The sequence below is a fragment of the Roseomonas sp. USHLN139 genome (assembly GCF_037145735.1).
Lineage (GTDB): Bacteria > Pseudomonadota > Alphaproteobacteria > Acetobacterales > Acetobacteraceae > Pseudoroseomonas.
The window spans coordinates 246,007-268,375 of record NZ_JBBCWY010000005.1 but is presented as its reverse complement, the minus strand read 5'-3'; the positions used below and the strand labels follow the sequence as shown (position 1 = coordinate 268,375).

General features: G+C 68.8%; 16 protein-coding genes. 8 read left to right on the top strand and 8 right to left on the bottom strand.

The window, feature by feature from the left end:
- Positions 1 to 37 precede the first annotated feature (37 nt).
- The 4 genes from WFI16_RS16055 (at position 38) to WFI16_RS16040 (ending at position 4,298) form a co-directional block, all read left to right on the top strand.
- Positions 38 to 1,117: a 4-hydroxythreonine-4-phosphate dehydrogenase PdxA gene (locus WFI16_RS16055; protein WP_419898839.1), complete on the top strand. Its 1,080-nt coding sequence runs from the start codon at positions 38 to 40 to the stop codon at positions 1,115 to 1,117.
- Positions 1,118 to 1,206: 89 nt separating this feature from the next.
- The gene (locus WFI16_RS16050; protein ID WP_419898838.1) at positions 1,207 to 2,223 is read left to right on the top strand and encodes a Bug family tripartite tricarboxylate transporter substrate binding protein; all 1,017 of its coding nucleotides are present in this window, start codon (positions 1,207 to 1,209) and stop codon (positions 2,221 to 2,223) included.
- A gap of 25 nt (positions 2,224 to 2,248) precedes the next feature.
- Positions 2,249 to 2,791: a tripartite tricarboxylate transporter TctB family protein gene (locus WFI16_RS16045; RefSeq protein ID WP_419898837.1), complete on the top strand. Its 543-nt coding sequence runs from the start codon at positions 2,249 to 2,251 to the stop codon at positions 2,789 to 2,791.
- A 10-nt stretch (positions 2,792 to 2,801) separates the two neighbouring features.
- Complete coding sequence (locus WFI16_RS16040; protein WP_419898836.1) at positions 2,802 to 4,298, top strand: tripartite tricarboxylate transporter permease; 1,497 nt, start codon at positions 2,802 to 2,804, stop codon at positions 4,296 to 4,298.
- Positions 4,299 to 4,348: 50 nt separating this feature from the next.
- On the opposite strand, the gene WFI16_RS16035 is transcribed toward WFI16_RS16040, so the two are convergent.
- The 4 genes from WFI16_RS16035 to WFI16_RS16020 all read right to left on the bottom strand — a co-directional run bounded on the left by WFI16_RS16035 (position 4,349) and on the right by WFI16_RS16020 (position 10,986).
- Positions 4,349 to 5,605 carry an alpha-hydroxy-acid oxidizing protein gene (locus WFI16_RS16035; protein ID WP_419898835.1) on the bottom strand — a complete coding sequence of 419 codons (1,257 nt, stop codon included), beginning with the start codon at positions 5,603 to 5,605 and terminating at the stop codon, positions 4,349 to 4,351.
- Between the two features lie 76 nt (positions 5,606 to 5,681).
- Entirely contained in the window at positions 5,682 to 6,659 is a 978-nt protein-coding gene (locus tag WFI16_RS16030) for a GNAT family N-acetyltransferase (protein ID WP_419898834.1), read from the bottom strand.
- 228 nt (positions 6,660 to 6,887) lie between these two features.
- Entirely contained in the window at positions 6,888 to 9,827 is a 2,940-nt protein-coding gene (locus WFI16_RS16025) for a glycosyl hydrolase (protein ID WP_419898833.1), read from the bottom strand.
- A 751-nt stretch (positions 9,828 to 10,578) separates the two neighbouring features.
- Complete coding sequence (locus WFI16_RS16020) at positions 10,579 to 10,986, bottom strand: helix-turn-helix domain-containing protein (protein ID WP_076958926.1); 408 nt, start codon at positions 10,984 to 10,986, stop codon at positions 10,579 to 10,581.
- A gap of 1,177 nt (positions 10,987 to 12,163) precedes the next feature.
- On the opposite strand from WFI16_RS16020, the gene WFI16_RS16015 reads away from it, so the two are divergent.
- Both WFI16_RS16015 and WFI16_RS16010 read left to right on the top strand, forming a co-directional pair.
- On the top strand, positions 12,164 to 13,867 hold the full coding sequence (locus WFI16_RS16015) for a hypothetical protein (RefSeq protein ID WP_419898832.1): 1,704 nt from the start codon (positions 12,164 to 12,166) through the stop codon (positions 13,865 to 13,867).
- A 335-nt stretch (positions 13,868 to 14,202) separates the two neighbouring features.
- Positions 14,203 to 15,642, top strand: coding sequence for a PAS domain S-box protein (locus tag WFI16_RS16010; protein WP_419898831.1), 1,440 nt, complete (start codon positions 14,203 to 14,205; stop codon positions 15,640 to 15,642).
- A 55-nt stretch (positions 15,643 to 15,697) separates the two neighbouring features.
- Here WFI16_RS16010 and WFI16_RS16005 read toward each other — a convergent pair whose 3' ends face one another.
- Genes WFI16_RS16005 through rfbF form a run of 4 tightly spaced genes read right to left on the bottom strand, consistent with a single transcriptional unit; the run spans position 15,698 to position 19,444 of the window.
- Positions 15,698 to 16,987, bottom strand: coding sequence for an NAD(P)H-dependent oxidoreductase (locus WFI16_RS16005; protein WP_419898830.1), 1,290 nt, complete (start codon positions 16,985 to 16,987; stop codon positions 15,698 to 15,700).
- Positions 16,988 to 17,039: 52 nt separating this feature from the next.
- Positions 17,040 to 17,609 carry a dTDP-4-dehydrorhamnose 3,5-epimerase gene (gene rfbC, locus WFI16_RS16000; protein ID WP_419898829.1) on the bottom strand — a complete coding sequence of 190 codons (570 nt, stop codon included), beginning with the start codon at positions 17,607 to 17,609 and terminating at the stop codon, positions 17,040 to 17,042.
- Positions 17,606 to 18,664 (bottom strand): NAD-dependent epimerase/dehydratase family protein, encoded by a 1,059-nt coding sequence (locus WFI16_RS15995; RefSeq protein WP_419898828.1) that lies wholly within the window; start codon positions 18,662 to 18,664, stop codon positions 17,606 to 17,608. Before WFI16_RS15995 ends, rfbC begins: the two co-directional genes overlap by 4 nt.
- 3 nt (positions 18,665 to 18,667) lie before the next feature.
- Positions 18,668 to 19,444 (bottom strand): glucose-1-phosphate cytidylyltransferase, encoded by a 777-nt coding sequence (rfbF, locus tag WFI16_RS15990; RefSeq protein WP_419898827.1) that lies wholly within the window; start codon positions 19,442 to 19,444, stop codon positions 18,668 to 18,670.
- A 344-nt stretch (positions 19,445 to 19,788) separates the two neighbouring features.
- Here rfbF and WFI16_RS15985 point away from each other — a divergent pair, with 344 nt between their 5' ends.
- Together WFI16_RS15985 and WFI16_RS15980 are read left to right on the top strand one after the other, a co-directional pair.
- Positions 19,789 to 20,697: a glycosyltransferase family 2 protein gene (locus WFI16_RS15985; protein WP_419898826.1), complete on the top strand. Its 909-nt coding sequence runs from the start codon at positions 19,789 to 19,791 to the stop codon at positions 20,695 to 20,697.
- A 49-nt stretch (positions 20,698 to 20,746) separates the two neighbouring features.
- A complete protein-coding gene (locus WFI16_RS15980; RefSeq protein ID WP_419898825.1) occupies positions 20,747 to 22,360 on the top strand; it encodes an MBOAT family O-acyltransferase in 1,614 nt (537 codons plus the stop codon).
- The last annotated feature ends 9 nt before the right edge of the window (positions 22,361 to 22,369 follow it).

Genomic DNA, 22,369 nt, shown 5'->3' with positions numbered 1-22,369 from the left:
GCAGCCCGACAGGCTGCAGCCCGAGGGAGAAACATCCATGGCCGAGAGCCTCCGCGCCCCCACTCACGCTCCGGTGATCGCGCTTGCCATGGGCGACCCTGCCGGCATCAGCCCCGAGCTCACTGCGCGCATGCTGGCCGATCCGGCCGTGCTGGCCGCCGCCGGGCTGATCGTCATCGGCGACCGCCGCGTGCTCGACGAGGGCGCCCGCATCGCCGGCGTGGCGCCGCAGATCGCGACCATCGCCCCGGACGCGCCGCTGCCGACCGACCTGTCGCGCCCGGTCTTCATCGATCTCGGCACGCTCGATCCGGCCAGCATCCCGCGCGGCGAGATCAGCGAGCCGGGCGGCCGCTTCGCCGCCGAGAATTTCCGCTACGCCCTGTCGCTGGCCCTGCAGGGCCATGCCGATGCCGTCAGCTTCACGCCCTTCAACAAGGCGGCGATGCGGCTGCACGTGCCGGGCTATGACGACGAGATCTCTTTCACCGCCCATTTCATCGGCTTCAAGGGCGCGGCGAAGGAGTTCAACGTGCTGCCGGGCCTGTGGAACGCCCGCGTCACCTCGCATGTGCCGCTGTCGGGCGTGGCGCCGCTGATCACCTTCGACGCCATCCTGGGCAATCTGGAACTGACCAGCCAGTCGCTGCGGGATTCCGGCCTGGAGCGGCCGCGCATCGCGGTCGCCGCGCTGAACCCGCATGCCGGCGACGGCGGCAATTTCGGCCGCGAGGAGATCGACATCATCGGCCCCGCCGTCGAGGAGGCCAAGCGCCGCGGCATCGTCTGCGACGGGCCCTTCCCGTCCGACACCGTCTTCGTCCGCGCCCGGCGCGGCGATTTCGACGCGGTGCTGACCATGTTCCACGACCAGGGCCAGATCGCCATGAAGCTGATCGGCTTCGAGGAAGGCGTCACCCTGATGGGCGGCTTTCCCTTCCCGATCTGCACCCCGGCGCATGGCACCGCCTATGACATCGCCGGCCAGGGCAAGGCGCATCCCGGCGCCACCCGCAACGCCCTGCTGCTGGCCGCCCGGATGGGCGCGGCGCAGCGCCGTCGCCAGCCGGATGCCGGCGGCACGCTGCTGTCCGTCCGCGCCGCGGTCGCGGCCTGATTCTTTTTCGGGTGGCGGGCTCGGTGGCCCGCCACGGGTTTTGCAGGGGTCCTGAAGAGCCCCGTCCATCACTGCAGAGGAACGTCTCCATGCGTCTTTCCGCCGCAGCGCTCGGCGCTGCCTTCGGCCTGGCCACCGCGGTCTCCATCGCGGCCCCCGCGAATGCCCAGGGCAATGCCTGGCGCCCGAGCAAGCCGGTCGAGTTCGTCGTCTCCTCCGGCCCCGGCGGCGGCACCGACACCTTCGCCCGCACCGTGCAGTCGATCATCGCCAAGTACGAGCTGCTGCCGGTCTCGGTGATCGTCTCCAACAAGGGCGGCGGCTCCGGCGCCGAGGGTTTTGTTTACGGTCGCCTGGCGGAACGCGACCCGCACAAGCTGATCTTCGGCACCAACAACGAGTGGCTGCTGCCGCTGGTCGCCAAGGTGGCCTGGAAGCCCTCCGACCTGACGCCGGTCGCGGCGCTGGCCTTCGATGAATTCGCCATCTGGGTGAAGGCGGATTCGCCCTACCGGACGGCGGCCGATTACGTCGCCGCGCTGCGCGCCGGCCGGTCGGGCGAGTTCCGCATGGGCGGCTCGCAGTCGAAGGACACCGACGAGATCCTGGCCCGCATGGTCGAGCGCGCCATCGGCGTGCGCTTCACCTATGTCCCCTTCCGCGGCGGCGCCGAGGTCGGCGTGCAGCTGGCCGGCGGCCATATCCATTCCAACGTCAACAACCCCTCCGAGAGCATCGGCGGCTGGCGCGGCGGCCAGGTCCGCCCGGTCTGCGTCTTCGCGCCGCAGCGCCTGCCGGCCTCGGCGCCGGTGCACAATGGCGTCGGCTGGGGCGACATCCCGACCTGCGCCGAGCAGGGCATCAACATCACCGAGTACCGGATGCCGCGCACCGTCTTCCTGCCGCCGCGCGTGCCGGAGAATGTCGCCGCCTACTATGCCGAGGTGATGAAGAAGGTCTTCGACACGCCCGAGTGGAAGGAATTCACCGAGCGCACCCTGCAAACCGCCCGCTTCCTGGGCGCCGAGGAAATGCGCGCGCTGATGACCAAGGAGGAGGCCGCCTCGCGCGCCCTGTTCCAGGAACTCGGCTGGCTGGTGAACTGAGCCGGACGCGGCGGGGAGAGACGGCATGGTGCAGGATGGCAGCCCGCAGGCTTCCGGCACGGGCCAGGCAGGGGGCGGCGACGCCCCCCTGCTGTCGCGCCTGGCGCTGGAGCTGATCGGTGCCCTGGTGGTGCTGGGCTTCGGCGCCACGGTGATCTGGGGCGCGCTGGAGCACGAGGTGGGCTGGGGCGATGACGGGCCGCAGCCCGGCACGCTGCCCTTCTGGCTCGGCGTGATCGCCATGGCGGCGGCGGTGGTCATCGCCGTCCAGGCGCTGCGCAAGTCGGACCTGCTGGGCGGCCAGGTCGTGCTGGGCCGGACGGCGGCGAAGCAGACCGCCAGCTTCCTGCTGCCGGTCGCGGCGCTGGTGGCGCTGACCGTGCCGCTCGGCCTCTACCTCGCCATGGGGATCTATCTGTTCGCCATGGTGATGTGGCACGGCCATGGGCTGAAGGCCGCCCTGATCACCGCGGTGGCGGCGATCCTCTTCAACTGGTTCGCCTTCGAATACTGGTTCATGCTGCCGCTGCCCAAGGGTCCGATCGAGGCCTGGCTGGGCCTGGGCTGAGGAGCGCGCGATGGAAAACCTCGAAGCGCTGATGCACGGCTTCACCGTCGCCTTCAGCTTCCAGCACGTCCTGCTGATGATCGGCGGCGTGCTGCTCGGCATCCTGGTCGGCGTGCTGCCCGGGCTTGGCGCACCGAACGGCGTCACCCTGCTGCTGCCGCTGACCTTCAGCATGGACCCGGTCTCGGCCATCATCCTGCTGACCAGCACCTATTGGGGGGCGCTGTTCGGCGGCTCGACCACCTCGATCCTGTTCAACATCCCGGGCGAGCCCTCTTCCGTCGCCACCACCTTCGACGGCCATCCGATGGCGCGCCAGGGCAAGGCCACCGAGGCGCTGACCACCGCCTTCCTCTCGGCCGGCTTCGGCGCCTTCGTCGGCATCGTGGTGATCACGCTGCTCTCCGGCTTTGTCACCAGCTTCGCGCTGCGCTTCGCGCCGCCCGAATATTTCGCCGTCTATTTTCTGGCCTTCGCTTCCTTCGTCGCCTTCGGTGGCGGCGCGCCGATGAAGACGGTGGTCTCCATCGTCACCGGCTTCGCCCTGGCGACGGTGGGCATGGACATCGTCTCGGGCGGCATGCGGCTGACCTTCGACATGCCGGAGCTGATCCGCGGCGTCAGCTTCCTGGTCGTCGTCATCGGCCTGTTCGGCATCGGCGAGCTGCTGCTGACCATGGAGGATTCCCTCGAATTCAAGCCGGTCGCGACCACGCTCTCGCCACGGCGCGTGCTGGCCGCCGCCCGCGACCTGCCGCGCCACTGGGTGGCGCTGGCGCGCTCGGCGGCGATCGGCATCTGGATGGGCATCACCCCGGGCGGCCCGACCGCGGCCTCCTTCATGTCCTATGGCCTGGGCCGGCGCTTCTCCCGCAACGGGCACAAATTCGGCACGGGCGAGGCCGAGGGCGTGGTCTCGCCGGAGACCGCCGACCATGCCGCCGGCACGGCCGCGATGCTGCCGATGCTGGCGCTGGGCATTCCCGGCTCGGCGACCGCGGCGGTGATGCTGGGCGGGCTGATGATCTGGGGGCTGAACCCCGGCCCGATGCTGTTCATCGAGCAGCGCGACTTCGTCTGGGGCATGATCGCCTCGATGTACCTGTCGAACATCGTCGCCGTCGTGCTGGTGCTGGCCACCGTGCCGCTGTTCGCCGCCATCCTGCGGCTGCCCTTCACCATCGTGGCGCCGCTGATCGTCGTGGTCTGCACCATCAGCGCCTGGTCGGTGGCCAGCGCCGGCTTCGACCTCTGGCTGATGCTGGTCTTCGGCGTCGTCGGCTGGGGCATGAAGAAGCTGGACTATCCGATCGCGCCGCTGGTGCTGGCCATGGTGATCGGCGACAAGGCCGAGGATGCCTTCCGCCAGTCGATGATCATCAGCCACGGCTCCTTCGGCGTGTTCTGGAGCAATCCGCTGGTCGCCGGCATCGCGACGCTGGGCCTCGGCCTGCTGCTCTGGCCCTTGGCGAGCATGGTGCTGCGCAAGGCGCGCCGCGCCGCCTGACGCAGGACAGGGGGGCTCAGGCCCCCCTGTTCCGTTTCAGCTGTTCCGTTTCAGCCGGCCCGCTGCAGCAGGTCGGCATCCATCGACCGGAAATCGCGCTGGCCGGACAGCGCCATGGTCAGGTCGAGCTCGGCGGCAAAATTCTCGATCACCGCGCGCACCCCGGCCTCGCCGCCCAGCGCCAGGCCATAGACATAGGGACGGCCGAGCAGCAGCGCCCGCGCCCCCAGCGCCAGCGCCTTGAGCATGTCGGCCCCGCTGCGCAACCCGCCATCGAACAGCACCGGCACCTGGCCGGCGACGCGCGCCACCACGGCCGGGAGCGCGTCCAGCGCCGCCACCGCCCCGTCGACCTGCCGCCCGCCATGGTTGGAGACGATGATGCCGTCCATCCCGGCGGCCACCGCCCGCGCCGCGTCCTCCGGGTGCAGGATGCCCTTCAGCAGGATCGGCAGCCGGGTGCAGCGGCGCAGGAAGGGCAGGTCGTCCCAGTCGAGGTCGGGCCGCGCATAGACGGCGATGAAGCGGCGGATCGACAGGATGGCGCGCTTCACGTCGGCGGGGCCGCGCATCGGCCCGGGGAAGTGGCGCAGCAGCTCCAGCATGGCGGGGAGGGCGCCCGGCCCGATCGGCGGGCGCTCGCCTGGCGCCCGGTCCTCGAAGGCGAGGTCGCGGAAGACCGGGTCCGAGAGATAGTTCGCCAGGCCGCGGCCGCGCAGGAACGGCAGATAGCCGGTCGCCAGGTCGCGCGGGCGCCAGCCGATCTGCGTGGTGTCGAGCGTCACCACGAGGGCCTCGTAGCCGGCCGCCTCGGCGCGCCGGATGAAGCTCTCGGTCAGCTCGTCGCGGGAGGAGCAGTAGAGCTGGAACCAGCGCGGCCCGCCGGCCCCGGCGATGTCCTCCAGGCTGCGCGAGGCCTGCGACGAGGTGACGAAGGGGATGCCGGCCGCCGCGGCGGCGCGGGCGGCGGCGAGATCGGCCCCGGCATGCGCCAGCTCCAGCACGCCGATCGGCGCCAGCAGGAAGGGCAGCGGCAGGCGGCGGCCGAACAGCTCGACGGAGAGGTCGCGCGCCGACACGTCGCGCAGTTGCCGCGGCAGGAGGCGCCAGCGGTCGAAGGCGGCCCGGTTGGCGGCCATGCTGCGCTCCAGCCCGGCGCCGCCCGCCACATAGCCCGCGGCCCGCCGCCCCATCTTCTTCAGCGCGGCCGCTTCCAGCGCCTCCGCCGCCACCGGAATGGCCGGGCGGCGGCCGCCGAAACCCTGGGTGAAGATCGCGGCCTGGCGCTGGCGGCCGGTGATGCGCATGGGCGGGCCCCGCGACGGTTGCGCGGACCACTGTGCCGCGCCCGCCCGGGAAAGGGAACCGGGCGGCGGCCTGCCGCTACCGCCGGAGCAGCGCCTTGCAGCGGTGGGTCGCCATTTCGGCCAGGCGGTACAGCATCGTCTGCCGCGTCACCACATAGCGCGGCCGGATGACGCCGCCGAAGCCGGTGAAGAAGACCCGGTTGCCCTGCGACGAGACGCCGTCGAAATCGAAGATCCGGCCTTCGGCATTGCCGTGGCAGATCGCCTCCCAGAGCAGCAGGCTGACCGCGCTGTTGTCCGAATCGGGCAGCCGGGTGCTGAGCAGGTAATAGGCGCTGCGGCTGTCCCAGACATAGAAGATGGCGGCGACCAGGCTGCCATCCTCGGCGCGCGCCGCCAGCACGCGGCCCTGGTCGCGCACCTGCGCCGCCGAGACCAGGCGGATGATCTCCTCGGGCGGGTAGTAGGAATCGGTGCCACGCGCGCGCAGATTGCCGGCATAGAGGGCGGCGAAGATCTCCGGGTCGTCGATCTGCTCGGCGGTGTAGAGCGTGCGCGCCCGTCGGATCATGTTGCGCGTCTTGTCGCGCATGCCCTTCCAGAGCAGGTCCTCGTCCGTCGGATGCAGCTCGAAGGTGAAGTCGACCGAGGCGGAGAAGCCGTTCTCCTGGAAGGCCATCACCTCCTCGATGCCGCGGTGCAGCCGCTGGTGGAAGCCACCGCTGCGCGGCAGCTGCTGCAGCAGCTCGCGGGTGATCTGCGCCTGCTTCAGCGCCCGGTTCGCTGCATTGCCGCTGCCGGCATCGATGGCCGGGCCGAGGAAATGCGTCAGCGTCGGCATCTCGCAGAGGGTGCGGCCGCCGGGGCGGCGACGCATCACGAAGGGCAGCCGCCCGATGGTGCGGCCGCCGCTGGAGACGGTCACCTCCTGCAGCCGCTCGCCGGCCATGGCGTCCAGCCACCAGCGCTCATGGAAGACCGTCGGGACCAGCGGGTCGAGCGGGCGCGGCTTCGGAGGCTTCGGCGGTTCGGCGAGCAAAACGTGCTGCAGCATCATTCCCCCTTCGAGGCTGCCTTGGCGAAGATCGCCCGCGGCACGCTCTGCTTGGAGCGGATATCTAGGCTGCGGCTCCGTCCTCGATCAATGTCGCGAAGGCGAGGAACAGGGCGAAACTGCGTGAGGACCGGCCTCAAATCCGCAGTTTAACGCTGCAAGAAATTCGAATGTGAAAAGGCCGGGCGGATTTTACCCGCCCGGCCCGTTCCGCCCGGTGACGGCCGGTCAGACGAAGACGTAGTCGGCGGCGGCCAGCTTGGTCACGCCCAGCAGCGTCACCGTCTCGGTCAGGCCATCGGCGCCATGGATGGTGAAGACATTGCCTTCGTTGGTCAGCGTGGCGCCGGCACCGAAGCCCTTCAGCTGCAGCAGGTCGCCATTGGCGCCGCCATTGTGCAGCTGGAAGTCGGTGATGACGTCGCCGCCCTGGCCCTTGGCGATGACGAAGGTGTCGTTGCCGCCATTGCCGGTCAGCAGATCGGCGCCGCCGCGGCCGTCGATCACATTCGGCGCGTCGTTGCCGACGATCCGGTTGCCCAGCGCATTGCCGGTCGCCGAGTTCCAGCCATTGCCGGTCAGGATGAAGTTCTCGACATTGTCCGGCAGGACATAGCCGTGGATCCAGGTGGTGACGGTGTCGACGCCCTCGCCCGCCTTCTCGACGACCTTGTCGGCCAGCGAGTTCACCACATAGGTGTCGTCGCCCTTGCCGCCGACCATGGTGTCGCCGCCGCTGGCGGTGATCAGGTCGTTGCCGTCGGTGCCGTTCATGGTGTCGGCGCCCGCGCCGCTCCAGAACGACTTGGTGGTCGCGCCGCTGACCGCCAGGCTGGTCGGCGACGATGCGGGGACGGTCGGCGCCGTCGGCGCGCTGGGGGTGGTCGGCACCACCGGCGCGGCGGCGCCCGCCTTGATGTTCACCAGGCTGACATCGTCGGCGACGAGGCTGGCCAGCTTGACGCCCTGCAGCGTCACCGTCTGGCTGTCGCCCAGGTTGATCACCAGGTCGTTGCCCGACTGCGCCGCCGCGGCCTTCACCGCCGCGAAGTCCTTGAAGCCGAAACCGTCAAGCTTCAGCACATCGCCGGCGCCGGTGCCCGCCTTGAAGTCGGTGATGACGTCGTTGCCCTCGCCCTTGGCGATGACGAAGGTGTCGTTGCCACCCATGCCGGTCAGCAGGTCGTTGCCGCCACGGCCATTGATGACGTTGTGCGCCTCGTTGCCGACGATCCGGTTGCCCAGCGCATTGCCGGTCGCCGAGTTCCAGCCATTGCCGGTCAGGATGAAGTTCTCGACATTGTCGGGCAGGACATAGCCGTCGATCCAGGTGGTGACGGTGTCGATGCCCTCGCCCGCCTTCTCGATGACCTTGTCGGCCAGCGAATTCACCACGTAGGTGTCGTCGCCCTTGCCGCCGGACATGGTGTCGCCGCCGCTGGCCGTCATCAGGTCGTTGCCGTCGGTGCCGGTCATCTTGTCGGCGCCGGCGCCGCTCCAGAACGACTTGGTGGTCGCGCCGCTGACCGCCAGGCTGGTGGCCGCGCCGGTCGCGGGGGCGGTCGGCGTCGTGGTCACCGGTGGCGTGGTCACGGGGGGCGTGGTGGGCGTGGTGGTGCCGCTGGTGATGTTGACCAGGCTGAAATCATCGGCCGCCAGCTTGGTGAGCTGCACGCCCTTCAGCGTCAGGCTCTGGCCACCGCCCAGGTTGATGACGACATTGCTGCCCGACTGGACCGCCGCCGCCTTGACCGCCGCGAAGTCCTTGAAGCCGAAGCCGTCGAGGCGGATCACGTCGCCCGCGCCGACGCCGGCCTGGAAGTCGGTGATGGTGTCGTTGCCCTCGCCCTTGGCGATGACGAAGGTGTCGTTGCCGCCATTGCCGGTCAGGACGTCATTGCCGCCGCGGCCGTTCAGGATATTGGCGGAGTCATTGCCGATGATGCGGTTGGCCAGGCTGTTGCCGGTGGCCGAATTCCAGCCGGTGCCGGTCAGGATCAGGTTCTCGACATTGTCCGGCAGGACATAGCCGTCGATCCAGGTGGAGACGGTGTCGATGCCCTGGCCGGCCTTCTCAACGACCAGGTCGCTGGCCGAGTTCACCATATAAGTGTCGTCGCCCTTGCCGCCCGACATGGTGTCGCCGCCATTGCCGGTCAGCAGGTCGTTGCCGTCGGTGCCGGTCATCGTGTCGCGGCCCGAGCCGCTGGTGATGCTCTTGGTCCAGGCGCCGCTCAGGGGTAGGCCATTGTCGTCGACCGGGGTGGGGGCGGTCGGCGTGGTGGGGGCCGTCGGCGTGGTCGGCGTGGTGCCGCCGACGATATCCTCATGGCCGAACAGGTCCTTGAAGGCGCTGCCGGCGCTCGGCAGCGAGCCGTCGCTCAGCGAGGTCACCTTGTCCATCGTGTAGTCCCAGAAGGACTGATAGACGACGTTGTGGGTGGCGAACCACTCCTTGACCAGCTTCAGGTAGGGGCCGGCATTGTCGGAGTTGATGCCCCACTCGGAATAGGACGTGGGCTTGCCATGCGCGGCGGCGAAGCTCTCGAGCCACTTCAGGCCGTATGTCGCGTTGGCGATCTTGTTGAAGGCCGTGGTCGGGTCGCTGCCCTGGTATTCCGGGGTCCAGTAGAAGTCCATGCCGACGATGTCGACATAGGCGTCACCGGGATAGGCCTTGGCCGGATCGATGCCGCCCTCGGCGTAGTTGACGTTCCACTCGAACTTGAAGCGGCTGGAGACCGAGCGGAAGCTGTCGACGAACTGGCGGAAGGCGCCGACGAAATCCTGCTCCTTGCCGATGGCGTTCCAGGCGAACCAGTCGCCGTTGAACTCCCAGCCGGTGCGGATATAGATCGGCTCGTTGTCGCCGGCGCGCGAGGCCAGCAGGCTCTTCGCGACAGAGGCGTAATAGTCGTTGTAGCTGCCGGTGGCGGCGGTCTTCAGCGAAGCGGAGCCATCGGTCACGATCAGCGGGACCGACCAGAGGATCGAGGCGTCGATCCCCTTCCACAGCGACTTCGTCATCCAGTCGACGCTGCTGACGTAGTCCTTCCAGTTGGCCATCCCGACAACGCCATGCACGGCATCGACATCGCGGCCGAGCCAGCTCTCGTAATTGGCGAGCTCGGCCGGGCTGTTCCCAACATAGACACCCATGATCGTCATCAAGTCGTCCTCACGGAATCGCGAGCTCTAAAAAGCCACTCACGAAGCCGTGAGAAAAGCAAAAAATTTGCTTTTCGCGCAATAAATTTTCTTGACTCGTCGAAGGGTTACTTCGGTTGATGCGCCGAATCGAGCGCGGAGTCGGCCGTTACCAAACGCCTTTTCTCGCAAGTGCTCGAAGGCCTGTCTGGTCCTCCAAATCAACTTGAACGTAACTTGGGCGGCCTGACAAATTCCTGCTTTCGTGCTGTTGGAACGATGCCGCGCGATCGCCGACGCCGATTCAGGCCCGCTGGACAGACGGCGGAAGGAGATTTTCTCGCAAGCCTCCAGCAAGGCCCGGGGAGGGGCTCAGGCCTGTCAGGGGCGGGGGGCGGGAATTGCGGGAAAGGAAAGAGGGGCGCAACAGCGCGGCGATGCCGCGCCAGGGCCAAGCCCAACGGCCGGCAAGCCCGGAAGGGCTGCCGGCTGTCAGAAGGGCATCAGGGGAAAGCGGGCGCCGGCCCGCAGGGGAGGATCAGGCCGCCCTGCATCCAGGGCAGCGATCGCGCAAGGGCCCTGCCGTCTCAGGCGCCCCGGCGGGGCAGACCAGCGCAGGCCACCAGGCCAGCTCGGCGGGGAGGGCGGTTGCGGCCGTCCCTGCCGCAGGGCAGGGGCATCGTCTCAGCGCCGCCCAGAGATCGCCTCCGACGGCGCCGTCTGCCGGCCGCGGTGCGCGAAGCGCCGCGGCCGTGGCACGCAGGCTGACGGACTACTGCATCTCCTCCATCGGCGGCTGGGGCGCGTTCGGGCTCGACATCATGCGGGCCACAGCGACCAGCGCGCTGCGGTGCCGCGGGTCGGGGATGCTGCCGAACATCTGGATCAGCGCGATGATCTCTTCGTTCGTGTTGGGCAGCGGCGTCACCTGTTCCGGCGTCACCGCGGTGGAGGCGGCGGCGAGCAGGCTGTCCGGGCGCACGCCCAGGGCATTGGCAATGGCGATCAGCCGCGTCGTCGCGATGCGCGTCGTGCCCGTCTCGTAGCGGTGCAGCTGGGCGCCGGTCACGCCGATGATGGCGGCCACCTGCTTCTGGGTCATGCCGGCCGCACGGCGGCACTGGCGGATCTCGCGACCCATGGCGGTGTCAGAATGCGTCGGTCCACGCTTGAGCGTCATGACGCCCTCCTTGAAGCTCGGTTGCGGCGCAGGAAGTTTATCAACTCCTGCGTGGGGGACAGCGAAAGTGGCGAGCAGCGGTCGGCACGCGACACGTTGGCGGACAGCAGGCGGAGCGGCGGGGGCCGCAGGCCTTTCAGTGTCGTCATGCGGATATCTTTTCTCCAACAGGTCGACGGCTCCCGCTGTCTCGCTCCGGGAACTTGCACCCTATGGGGGGCTGATTTTGGCCTGGCGAAAAGGGCCACGGCAAAAGCGCCTTGCGATTTCCTGGAACACGTAACCGGTCCGTAACCGGAGGGTGCATCGCCGATTCAGCCGGCGCTGGCGGCCCCTCACTTTATCGGCAGTTTTGTCCGTCCGTGCAAAAATAGGAAGATGGCGACAATTCCGCCTTTTTTTGCGCCTAAATCTAAATGTAGAGACGGATGGCCGGGGCTGCGACCGGTTCGTCGATACCGTTTATGGCGGCACGAAAAAACTGCGTGGCATTACATATTTTCCGGTGAAAAGGCCCAAGAAAAGCTCAAAGACTTATCACTGCGCTTTGCCCAAGCTTCCACGAAGTCGTGATTCTATCTTGCGAGAAACCGCGTCACGGCCTTGCTGAAAAACGCTGCCTTTTCCATTTGCATCTGGAGCCTTGCTGGAACGTTGTCTGAAGATCGGCGCGCAAACCCTTCCTGCGGCTTTCGGTTCGCCAGAGTCATGAGGAGGACAACAGAATCCGGGTATGCTGCACTGCGTGATGGGATGGCGGCCATGGCCGGCTCCGCCACAGCCTGGTCAGGGCGTCGGGGAGAATCACTCCGACTCCCGCAACCGGGCCCAGTCGGGCGATCGGGCCGCTAAGCCACTGCCGAGCCAAGAAATTCGTGGCATGGAAGTAAAGCGCCACGCAAATAACCTATGATAACGAGAATAAACCGTTCACGATCCCGTTATGGTTCAGTTTTGTAGTTTAAACTATTTGGGAAACTTCATATCGACGGGGCAGGCCTCTATGGCTGCAAGAACCGCGCCGGCCGCCACCCTTTTCCACGGCCGATTGAATGACGCCGGAGAGAAAATTCATGTACCCAAGCGTCCATTCTGGTGCCGCCGCCCCGCGCAGCGGCCCGGAAAAGCCGAGGAACCCAGCGCGGCCGGCCATCTCCTCACGGCGTGGGGTGGCTCCATGAGCGGGGCTGGCGCCGCCCAGATGTCGGGTGGCAGCGAGCCCTTCCGCTGGCAGCGCGCGCTGCGCCAGGACCTGCTGCCCGAGACCAGCCTGCGGCTGCGCCAGCTGCGCCTGGCGCCGCAGACGGCGGCCGAGATGCTGCAGCAGCAGCATCCGCAGGCGCGCCGCATCGACACCACCGTGCGCGCCTATGCCGAGGCGATGCGCGAAGGTCGCTGGGTGGCCAATGGCATGCCGCTGATCATGTCGCAGCAGGGCGTGCTGCTCGACGGCGTGCAGCGCCTGGCCGCCTGCATCGAGGCGGAGACCGCTTTCGACACGCTGGTCGTCGAAGGTGTCGAGGATGCCGCCTTCCACACCATCGACCAGCACCGGCCGCGCTCGCTCTCCGGCATCCTGCGGCCGCGCGGCGTGGTCAACCATCACCTGCTGGCCAATCTGCTGATGCGCCTCGTCCGCTACGACGAGGGCAACATGACCAAGCCGCTGGCGCCGCGCGCCTCCTGGACCCAGCTCGAGCAGCTGCTGGCCCATACGGATGCGCATCGCAAGGCGCTGGCGCAGAGCCTGGCCATGCCGGGCTCGCCGCTGCCGGAGCCGGTGCGCACCATGATCCTGTTCATGGGCCACCAGGTGAATCCCGGCCTGACCGACCGGCTGCTGCATGCCGTGCAGTATCCGGGGCAATGGCCGCCGCATGAGCCCGGCGTGATGCTGCGCCACGAGATCGAGCGCGGCGGGCTGAGCAACAGCCATCTGATCGCGCTGTCGATCAAGGCGCTGAACGCCTTGCTGCGCAACGAGCAGCTGCGGCGGCTGACCTGGGTCGAGCGCGCCGGCGCGCTGGGCCCGGCCGAACCCTTCCCGGAGCTGGAGGGCTATCGCGGCCTGGCCGCGCTGACCGGCGCACGGCCGGAGGCCGGCGAGCCCGGCGCCGAGGAGGAGCCGCCCCAGGCCGAGGCGCGGGTCGAGGCGATCGATGCCAGCCTGGCCATGCGCTATCTCCGCATGAACGTCGCCGGCCGCCGTCCGGTGAAGTCGCATGTCGACGCCCTGGCGCGCGACATCCGCCGCGGGCGCTGGATGACCAATGGCCAGCCGATCTGCTTCTCGCGCAGCGGGCTGCTGATCAACGGCCAGCACCGGCTGCTGGCGGTGATCGCGGCGCAGGGGCAGATCATCGCCCCGGTGGTGCGCGGCCTGCCCGAGGAAGCCTATGCCACCTATGACGCCCAGCCGCGCCGCCTGGTGCGCAGCCAGGTGGCGGAGGGCAATTTCGGCGACCAGGCCCTGGCCGTCGCCATGGCCAACCTGCTGTGGCGGCTGGAGCGCAAGACACCGGCGATCCGCAGCAAGCGGGCGGCGGCGACCGAGATCCATGAGATCCTGACGCAGAATCCGCGCCTGCTGGAGCTGCGCGGCTTCGCCCGCAAGATGGTGGAATATGGCCGTTCCTCGGTGATGGGCTATGGCGCCTATGTCATCGAGCGGGACGATCCGCGGCTGGCGCCGGCCTTCCTCAACGCGCTGGCGACGGGCGCCGATCTGCCGGCCGGGCATCCGATCCTGGCGCTGCGCCGCGGGCTGCAGAAGCTGCGCCGCGACAATGCCAGCCAGGCCGACCAGCTCAGCGCGCTGCTGGCGGGCTGGCGGCAGTACAAGGCGCACCAGGCCAGCGAGAAGGCCCGGTCGCCACGCTGATCCGCGCTCTTGCCCTCCCTGCCGCAATCGCCTCAGCCGGCCCCCTCGGGCCGGCTGAGGCCGTTCTGGACCCGCCCCTGGGCGCTGACGCGGCAGCACCCGTGGCGGCGCCAGCCCGCGGCGGCACCGCGGGATCGTGATTCGTTGCTGTGCAGGCCAGGGATGAACCGGAATTCTTCGCTAGGAAGCTTCGAGGAAGTCGCGCAAGGATGCAGGGGTGGGAAGGAAGCGGCCGCCCCTGGCCACCTCGGAAAGCCCTGCCGCGCAGAGGGCCGTCAGGGCGGCGCCGTCGCGCGAGGCGATGGAGCGAGACCCAGAGCCACAGAGGAGACATCGTGACCGAAGGTCCGATCCCGTCCGCGCCGCCGACGCCCCCCCCGAGGGAGGAGCTCTTCGAGGGATTGCTGGCCAGCGCGACGGACTTCGCCATCTTCACCCTTGATCCCGAGGGCCGGGCGGCCAGCTGGAATCTGGGCGCCGAGCGGCTGTTCGGCTTCACCGCGGCGGAGATGCTGGGGCAGGGCGCCGACCTGCTGTTCACCGAGCGGGACCAGGTCGCCGGCGTTCCCGCCGCCGAGCGCGAGACGGCGCGCGCCGAAGGCCTGGCGACCGGCGAGCGCTGGTACCGCCGCAAGGATGGCACGCTGTTCTGGGCTTCGGTGTCGCTCACCCTGATGCGCGGGCGTGGCGCCCCGGGGCAGCAGGGCTTCGTCAAGATCGTGCGCGACCGCACCGAGCAGCATCGCGCCGAGCAGGCGTTGCGCCGCAACGAGGAACGCTTCCGCGTGCTGGCGACCTCGATCCCGCAGCTGGTCTTCCGCACCCGTCCCGACGGGCAGCGCAGCTGGGCCAGCCCGCAATGGATCGCCTTCACCGGCCTCAGCCTGCGGCAGAGCCAGGGCTTCGGCTGGCTGCAGGCGATCCATCCGGAGGACCGCGAGGCGACGCGCGCCGCCTGGGAGCGTGCCGAGAAGCGCGGCGAATACTACATGGAGCACCGCGTCTGGAGCGCCGAGGCCGGGCAGTATCGCTGGCACCAGACCCGCGCCCGGCCGGTCGAAGTGCGGGCCTCCGACATGCCGCCGGCCGAAGCTGGCGACCGCGCCGACTGGGTCGGCACCATGACCGACATCGAGGATCTGCGCAGCCTGCAGGGCCGCCAGCAGGTGCTGCTGGCCGAGCTGCAGCACCGCACCCGCAATTTGCTGGCGGTGGTGCAGTCGATCGCCATCCAGACCATCCAGAGCGCCGCCTCGCTCGACATCTTCACCGCCGAGTTCAAGGGGCGGCTCTCGGCGCTGGGCCGGGTGCAGAGCCTGCTGGCGGAAAGCGATGCGCAGGACATCGACCTGCATGCGCTGCTGACGGCCGAACTGACCGCGCATGGCAGCGGCACGCTGGGCAGCGGGCAGGTCAGCATCGACGGGCCGGCCGTCGCCCTGCCGGCGGCGGCGGCGCAGGCGGTGGGCCTGGCGCTGCACGAGCTGGCCACCAATGCGGTCAAGTACGGCGCATTGACCCGGCCCGGGGCCTCGCTCGCCGTGCACTGGACGCTCGAGAGCATCGGCACGCAGCAGATGGTGCGGCTGGAATGGCGCGAGCGCGGCGTCGCCATCCCGCCCGACGACGGCACGCGCCGCCGCGGCTATGGCACGGAGCTGATCGAGCGCGCTCTGCCCTACCAGCTGAAGGCGCAGACCAACCTGGAATTCCTGCCGGATGGCGTGCGCTGCGTGATCGGCGTACCGCTGCTGCCGAAGCCGCCGCCGGAATGAGAAAAGGGCCCCGCACCAGAACGGCGCGGGGCCCTTTCGCGGCCTGAAGAAGGGTTCAGAGCGCCATTTCGAACATCGCGTCCTGCTCGGCGCGCAGCCGGTCGATCAGCCGCTCGGCCGGGAATTCGACATCGTCATAGGTCAGCACGGCATCGCGCGGCAGCGGATGCTTGACGATGCAGCCCTCGGCCAGGCCGATCGGCAGCAGGCGCTGCGAGCGTGCCACCTCGTGGCGCTCGGCCTGGCCATAGGTCTTGTAGCCGCCGAGCCCGTCGATGACGTCGCCGGGCGCCAGCGCCACCTTGGCCGTGGTCACCACGTCGACGCGCGGGCCGGCCAGCGGCTGCAGCACCGGATCGCGGCACAGCACCACGCGGGCGACCGAGATCGGCACCTCGAAATGGCAGAGATGGTAGGGGGTGTAGAAGCTGTAGAGCGGCCCCTCGCCAAGCTTGTAGAGGTTGAGGTAGTGGCGCTGCTTCGGATCGTCATGCGTGGCCAGCACGAAGACGCCCGGTCCCGGCTTGCTGCCGACGGTGTAGTCGACCGCGCCGCCACAGGCGCGCAGCGCCTCGATGTCGTAATGCTGGGTCAGCTCGTCGACATGGCCGGGATGGTTGATGCCGGTCATGCCCCGCTGCAGCACCGACATGCCGGTGGCATTGGCGACGATCGCCTGCTCGAAGCTGATCTTGGTGCCGTCGGCGAAGCTGGTCACCATCGCCGGATCCTGCCCCCACTTCCGGGCGAAACCCTCCTGCGTCGTCGGGTTCCGGTAGGGGTCCTGCAGTCCCTTGATGTTGCCGCAGAGCAGCGGCGTCAGGCCGATCGAGCGGACGAAGCGGACGAGATTCATCTGCACGCCCGGCTGGTCGCCATCCGAGCCGGTGAAGATGACGCCGGCGGCATCGGCCCTGCGCTTCAGCAGCGGCCCCACCGTGCCATCCAGCTCGGCGTTGAGCGAAACCATGTCCTTGCCGTGCTCGATGGCGGCGAGCGTGATCATGGCGCCGTAGTCGATGGCGCCGGTGGCATCGACCAGGCAGTCGAGGTCGCCGCGGCAGAGCAGCAGCGGGTCCTGGGTGATCGCCGGGATGCCGGCGGCCATGCAGGCGGCGAGGCCGGCATCGTCGGCCACCTCGACGATCTCTGTATGGCCGGCGATCTCGAAGGCGCGGCGCGCCTTGTCGAGGCTGCGGTTGCAGATCACCGACAGCACCATGCCCGGCACCGAGTTGACGATCTGGTTGGCGATGCCGCGCGCCATGAAGCCGGCGCCGAACATGCCGACGCGGATCGGCGTGCCGGCGGCGGCCCGCTCGCGGAGCAACCTGTCATAGATCATGTCGCATCCCCCTTGAGGGCCCCTGATGAGCGGTGGTTGTGAGCCGCCATGGTCAACGCAGGCCGAGCAGCGCTTCGGGCCGGTGGAAGGCCGGGTCGAAAGCGGGCCAGGCGAGGTCCTTCTCCGAGATCGACGCCGGCGCCATCGGCCAGTCGATGCCGAAGCGCGGATCGTCGTAGCGCAGCCCGCGCTCCTGCCCGGGCATATAGGCGTCGCTGGCGAGGTAGAGCGTCTCGGTATCGTCGCGCAGCGTGATGAAGCCATGGGCGAAGCCGCGCGGCACGTAGAGCGAGCGGCGGTTCTCCGCCGTCAGCTCGACGCCCAGCCAGTCGCCATAGCTCGGGCTGTCCGGGCGCAGGTCGACGATGACGTCGTAGAGCGCGCCGTGCAGGCAGCGCACCACCTTCACCTCGGCGGCCGGCGGCAGCTGGTAGTGCATGCCGCGCAGCGTGCCCGCCTGGCGGTTGAAGCTGTTGTTGATCTGCACGAAGCGCGTGGCCGAGAGGCCGGCGGCGGCGAATTCCGCCTCGCAATAGGCGCGCGCGAAGAAGCCGCGCTCATCCTCGCGCGGCTCCAGCTCCAGGATATAAGCGTCCTTCAGCTTGGTCTCGATGAACTTCATGCCGCCACCCGCGTGGTCTCGAGCTTCTCGGTCAGCGCGCCGCTGCGGATCAGCTTCTCCAGCGTCACCAGGCGGATCGCCGAGGAGCTGCGGTAGTTGGCATCGGCGAAGCCCTCCTCGCCCAGCCGGTCGCGCAGCTCGGCGATGGTGCCGGCCAGCGTCTCCTGCGGCTGGTGGTCGGGGGCGAGCTTCGCATAGAGCTCGAAGTCGACGCGGTAGGAGCGCTTGTCCGGCGGCGCCGAGACGGCGATCGAGACATTGGCCTCGGGCACCGCGCGGCCGACCGCCTCGGCCAGGTCGCGCACCTGGAAGTTCCAGGCCGCGCAGCCGACATTCAGCGTCAGGAAGCCGCCGCCATTCTCGGCCGGGCGGGTCGCCGCCCATTCGATGGCGCGGGCCATGTCGCGGACATGGATCAGCGGCCGCCAGGGCGTGCCGTCGCTCAGCACGCTGACTTCGCGATTCGCCAGCGCGCCGGCGACGAAGTCGTTCAGCACCAGGTCGAGCCGCAGCCGCGGCGACATGCCGCAGGCGGTGGCGAAGCGCAGGCAGGTGATGGTCATGGCGCCGTTGTCGAGCGCCTTGAGCGAGACCTCGGTCGCGATCTTGGACCGCGCATAAGCGGTCAGCGGATTGACCGTGTCCTCCTCGGTGCGCGGCCGGCCGTCATCGGCGAAGCCATAGACGCTGCAGCTGGAGGCGAAGACGAAGTGCTTCACGCCCGCTTCCGCCGCGGCGCGCGCCACGGTGACGCTGGCCTCGTGGTTGATCTCGTTGGTGACCGCCTCGAAGCGCAGCCCCATGGGATCGTTGGAGACGGCGGCGAGATGCACCACCACGTCGAAGCCGGCCAGGTCGGCGGCAGTGACGTCGCGCACATCGCCGAAGCGCTGCTCGTCGAGGGCGAGCTCGGGCAGGGGGGCCGCGGTGGTCAGGCAATGGCCGAACCAGCCGAGGTCAAGCCCGACCAGATGCGCGCCGGGGAAGCGGCTGCGCAGGTGCTGGACCAGGACGGGGCCGACATAGCCCATGTTGCCGGTGATGAGGATGCGCATGGCTCAGTTCTCCCAGACCCGCCACGGCGCCTTGCCGGAGGTCCACATCTTCTCGAGGTGCGTCTTGTCCCGGATGGTGTCCATCGGGTGCCAGAAGCCATGGTGCTGGAACACCGAGAGCTGCCCGTCGCCAACCAGGCGCTCGATCGGCTCGTCCTCCCAGGTGGTGTGGTCGCCGTCGATATAGTCGCCGACCTTCGGGCTCAGCACGAAGTAGCCGCCATTGATCCAGGCGCCGTCGCCATTCGGCTTCTCCTTGAAGGCCTTGACCTCATCGCCCTCGATGCGGAGCGCGCCGAAGCGGCCCTCGGGCTGCGTGGCTGTCAGGGTGGCGAGCCGCCCCTGGGCGCGGTGCAGGGCGATGGCGCGGGTGATGTCGACATCGCCGACGCCGTCGCCATAGGTCATGCAGAAGGCGTCGTCATCGGCGACATGCGGCAGCACGCGCTTGATGCGGCCGCCGGTCAGCGTGTCGGCCCCGGTATCGACCAGGGTGACGCGCCAGTCCTCGGCCCGGCTGTTGTGGATCTGCACCGCGCCGCGGCCGAGGTCGACGGTGATGTCGGCGCTCCGCATCCCGTAGTTCAGGAAATAGTCGCGGATCACGTCGCCGCGGTAGCCCAGGCAGACGACGAAGTCGTTGATGCCGTGCGCCGCGTAGATCTTCATGATGTGCCACAAGATCGGCCGGCCGCCGATCTCGACCATGGGCTTTGGCCGCACCGAGGTTTCCTCGGCCAGGCGAGTGCCGAGCCCGCCTGCGAGAATCACCGCTTTCATGCCTTCTCTCCGATCCTTGCCGCAGCGCGCGGGCTGTCATTCGGCGACCATTGCCTGTCGCCTAAATGCCTGGGTCGCCGCTATTTGCAAGACGTAATGACGTTGGAAATGCATAATTGTCGCCAGTGAAAACCGCCTTTCCTCGCCAGGACGGGAATTAAAATAAGAGGAAAACATCGCGTAAATTCCATGAAAACTAATCCTTGTCTCTTCCGACCGAATAATTATTCGAGAGCTCCGCGATTTTATATTGGAAGGTGGCCCGTCCTTGGTTACGTTCCCGGCCGGAATTCATGGGCAGCGCGCGGCCTGTCCCGGATTCCATATCCCCGTGGAGGCCGGGCATGTGCCCTGAACCCGACGTCACCATCGGCATGCCCGTCCGCAATGGCGGCCAGGAGATCCGAGGCGCGCTGGACTCGCTGCTCGGTCAGAGCAAAGGCGATTTTCGGCTGATCATCTCGGACAACCAGTCCACCGATGACACGGTCGCCATCTGCGCCGACTATGCCGCGCGCGACCGCCGCGTCACCCTGGTGCAGCAGCCCGAGAACCGCGGCATCTGCGGCAATTTCCGCTATGTGCTGATGGCGGCCACCACGCCCTTCTTCATGTGGGCCTGCCATGACGACCTCTGGGCGCCCGACTTCATCGCCGCCAACCACGCGCAGCTGATGGCCAACCCCCAGGCCATCGCCTGCGGCTCGCGGGTGACGATGATCGGGCCGCACGGCTCGCGTCCCTCCGGCGGCACCGAGCCGCTGCGCGGCACGCCGACCGAGCGGCTGGCGGAATTCTTCCGTAGCCCGGGCGAGGCCTCGCGCTTCTACTCGCTTTATCGCACCGCGCCGCTGCAGCGCAGCTTCCCGGAAGGCATCGACGTCTTCGGCTACGACTGGATCGTCCTGGCGCTCACCCTGCTGGAGGGCGAGTACCTGGAACTGCCCGAGGTGCTGCTGAAGCGCGGCGACCATCCGGCGGACCACTACCACCGCAGCCTGGTGCGCGGGCAGCGGCGCTGGCTTTACCGCACCTTCCCGCATCTGCCGATGGCGCTGACGCTGCGCCGCGTGCTGCCCCCCGAGCAGTGGCGCGCCGTCCGCCCGCTGGTGATGCGCCGGAACATGATCGAGGCGCTGATGTACGCGCGCTACCGCTTCCCGCGCCTGGCGCCGGCGCTGCGCCGCCTGGCGGCGCTGGAGAAGAAGCGGAACGCCTGGCCGCTGCCGCCGACCCACGGCGCCGGCGCCTGACCCCCGACCCCCGACCCTCCCCCGACCTGACACAAGCGATCCCCCCCCCATGCTGTTCAACTCGGCCGGCTTCATCCTCGGCTTCCTGCCTGTCGTGCTGCTGGGCTTCGTGCTGCTGGCCGGCGGCGGGCATCGCCGCTTTGCCGGGCTGTGGCTGACGGCCGCCTCGCTGGTCTTCTACGGCTGGTGGAACCCGATCTACGTGCCGCTGCTGCTGGCCAGCATGACCGCCAATTTCTGGCTGGGCGGGCTGCTGCGGCGGCATCCGACGCGGGCGCTGCTGATCGCCGGCATCGCCGCCAACGTGCTGCTGCTGGCCTATTTCAAGTACACGGGCTTCCTGGTGCAGGTGGCCGACCAGGTCACCGGCGCCGGCTGGAGCGCGCCGCAGATCATCCTGCCGCTGGCGATCTCCTTCTACACCTTCCAGCAGATCGCCTATCTGAGCGACGCGCATGACGGCGCCGTCGGCGAGCACAACTTCGCCAACTACTGCCTGTTCATCACCTTCTTCCCGCATCTGATCGCCGGCCCGATCACCCACCACAAGGAGATGCTGGAGCAGTTCGAGGATCCCAACGGATTCCGCCCGCGCATCGACACCATGGCGGTGGGGGCGACGCTGTTCCTGATGGGGCTGTTCAAGAAGGTGGTGCTGGCCGACCCGATGGGCGCCGAGGCCGCGCCGGTCTTCGCCGCCGCCGCCGACGGCGCGTCCCTCGCCATGCTCGACGCCTGGACCGGCGCGCTGTCCTACACGCTGCAGCTCTACTTCGACTTCTCCGGCTACAGCGACATGGCGATCGGCCTCGGCCTGCTGTTCGGGATCAGCCTGCCGGCCAATTTCGACAGCCCCTACAAGGCGCAGAACATCATCCAGTACTGGTCGCGCTGGCACATGACGCTGACGCGCTTCCTGACCACCTACATCTACACGCCGCTGGTGCTGCGCGCGACGCGGGCGCGCGTCGCCGCCGGCAAGCCGCTGCCCAAGCGCGGCAAGATGTCGCCCGGTGCCTTCCTGCACCTGGTCGCCTGGCCGACCATCGCGACCCTGCTGATCTCCGGCGTCTGGCACGGCGCTGGCTGGCAGTTCGTCGCCTTCGGCGCGCTGCACGCCTTCTACCTGGTGGTGGCGCATGGCTGGCGCGCCTTCAAGGCGAGCCGCGGCATGCCTCTCGACAGCAGCAACCCGGTCAAGCGGGGCATCGCCGTGCTCACCACCTTCCTCTGCGTCGTCGTGGGCGCGGTGTTCTTCCGCTCGGTGGACCTGACCGCCGCGCTGACGCTGCTCGCCGGCATGGCCGGGCTGCACGGCTTCGAGTTCCCGCCGGTGCTGGCGGCGCTGCCGGGGATCGGCAGCATCATCGCGGCGCTCGGCATCAACGTGGCGCAGCCCGATTTCTTCCGCCCGACCACGGCGCTGCAGATCGCCGTGCTGCTCGCCTTCTGCTGGACCCTGCCGAACAGCCAGCAATGGCTGCGCGCCGCCCGCACCGCGCTGGGCTGGAAGCCCTGGTCGAGCTGGATGGAGCAGCACCTGCCCTGGCTGCGCTGGCGCCCCAATGCGGCGGTCGGCGTGGCGGTCGGCGTGGTCGGCTTCTACGCGCTGGCCCGGGCGCTCTCCGCCGCGCCCACCGAATTCCTGTACTTCCAGTTCTGACCGCGACCG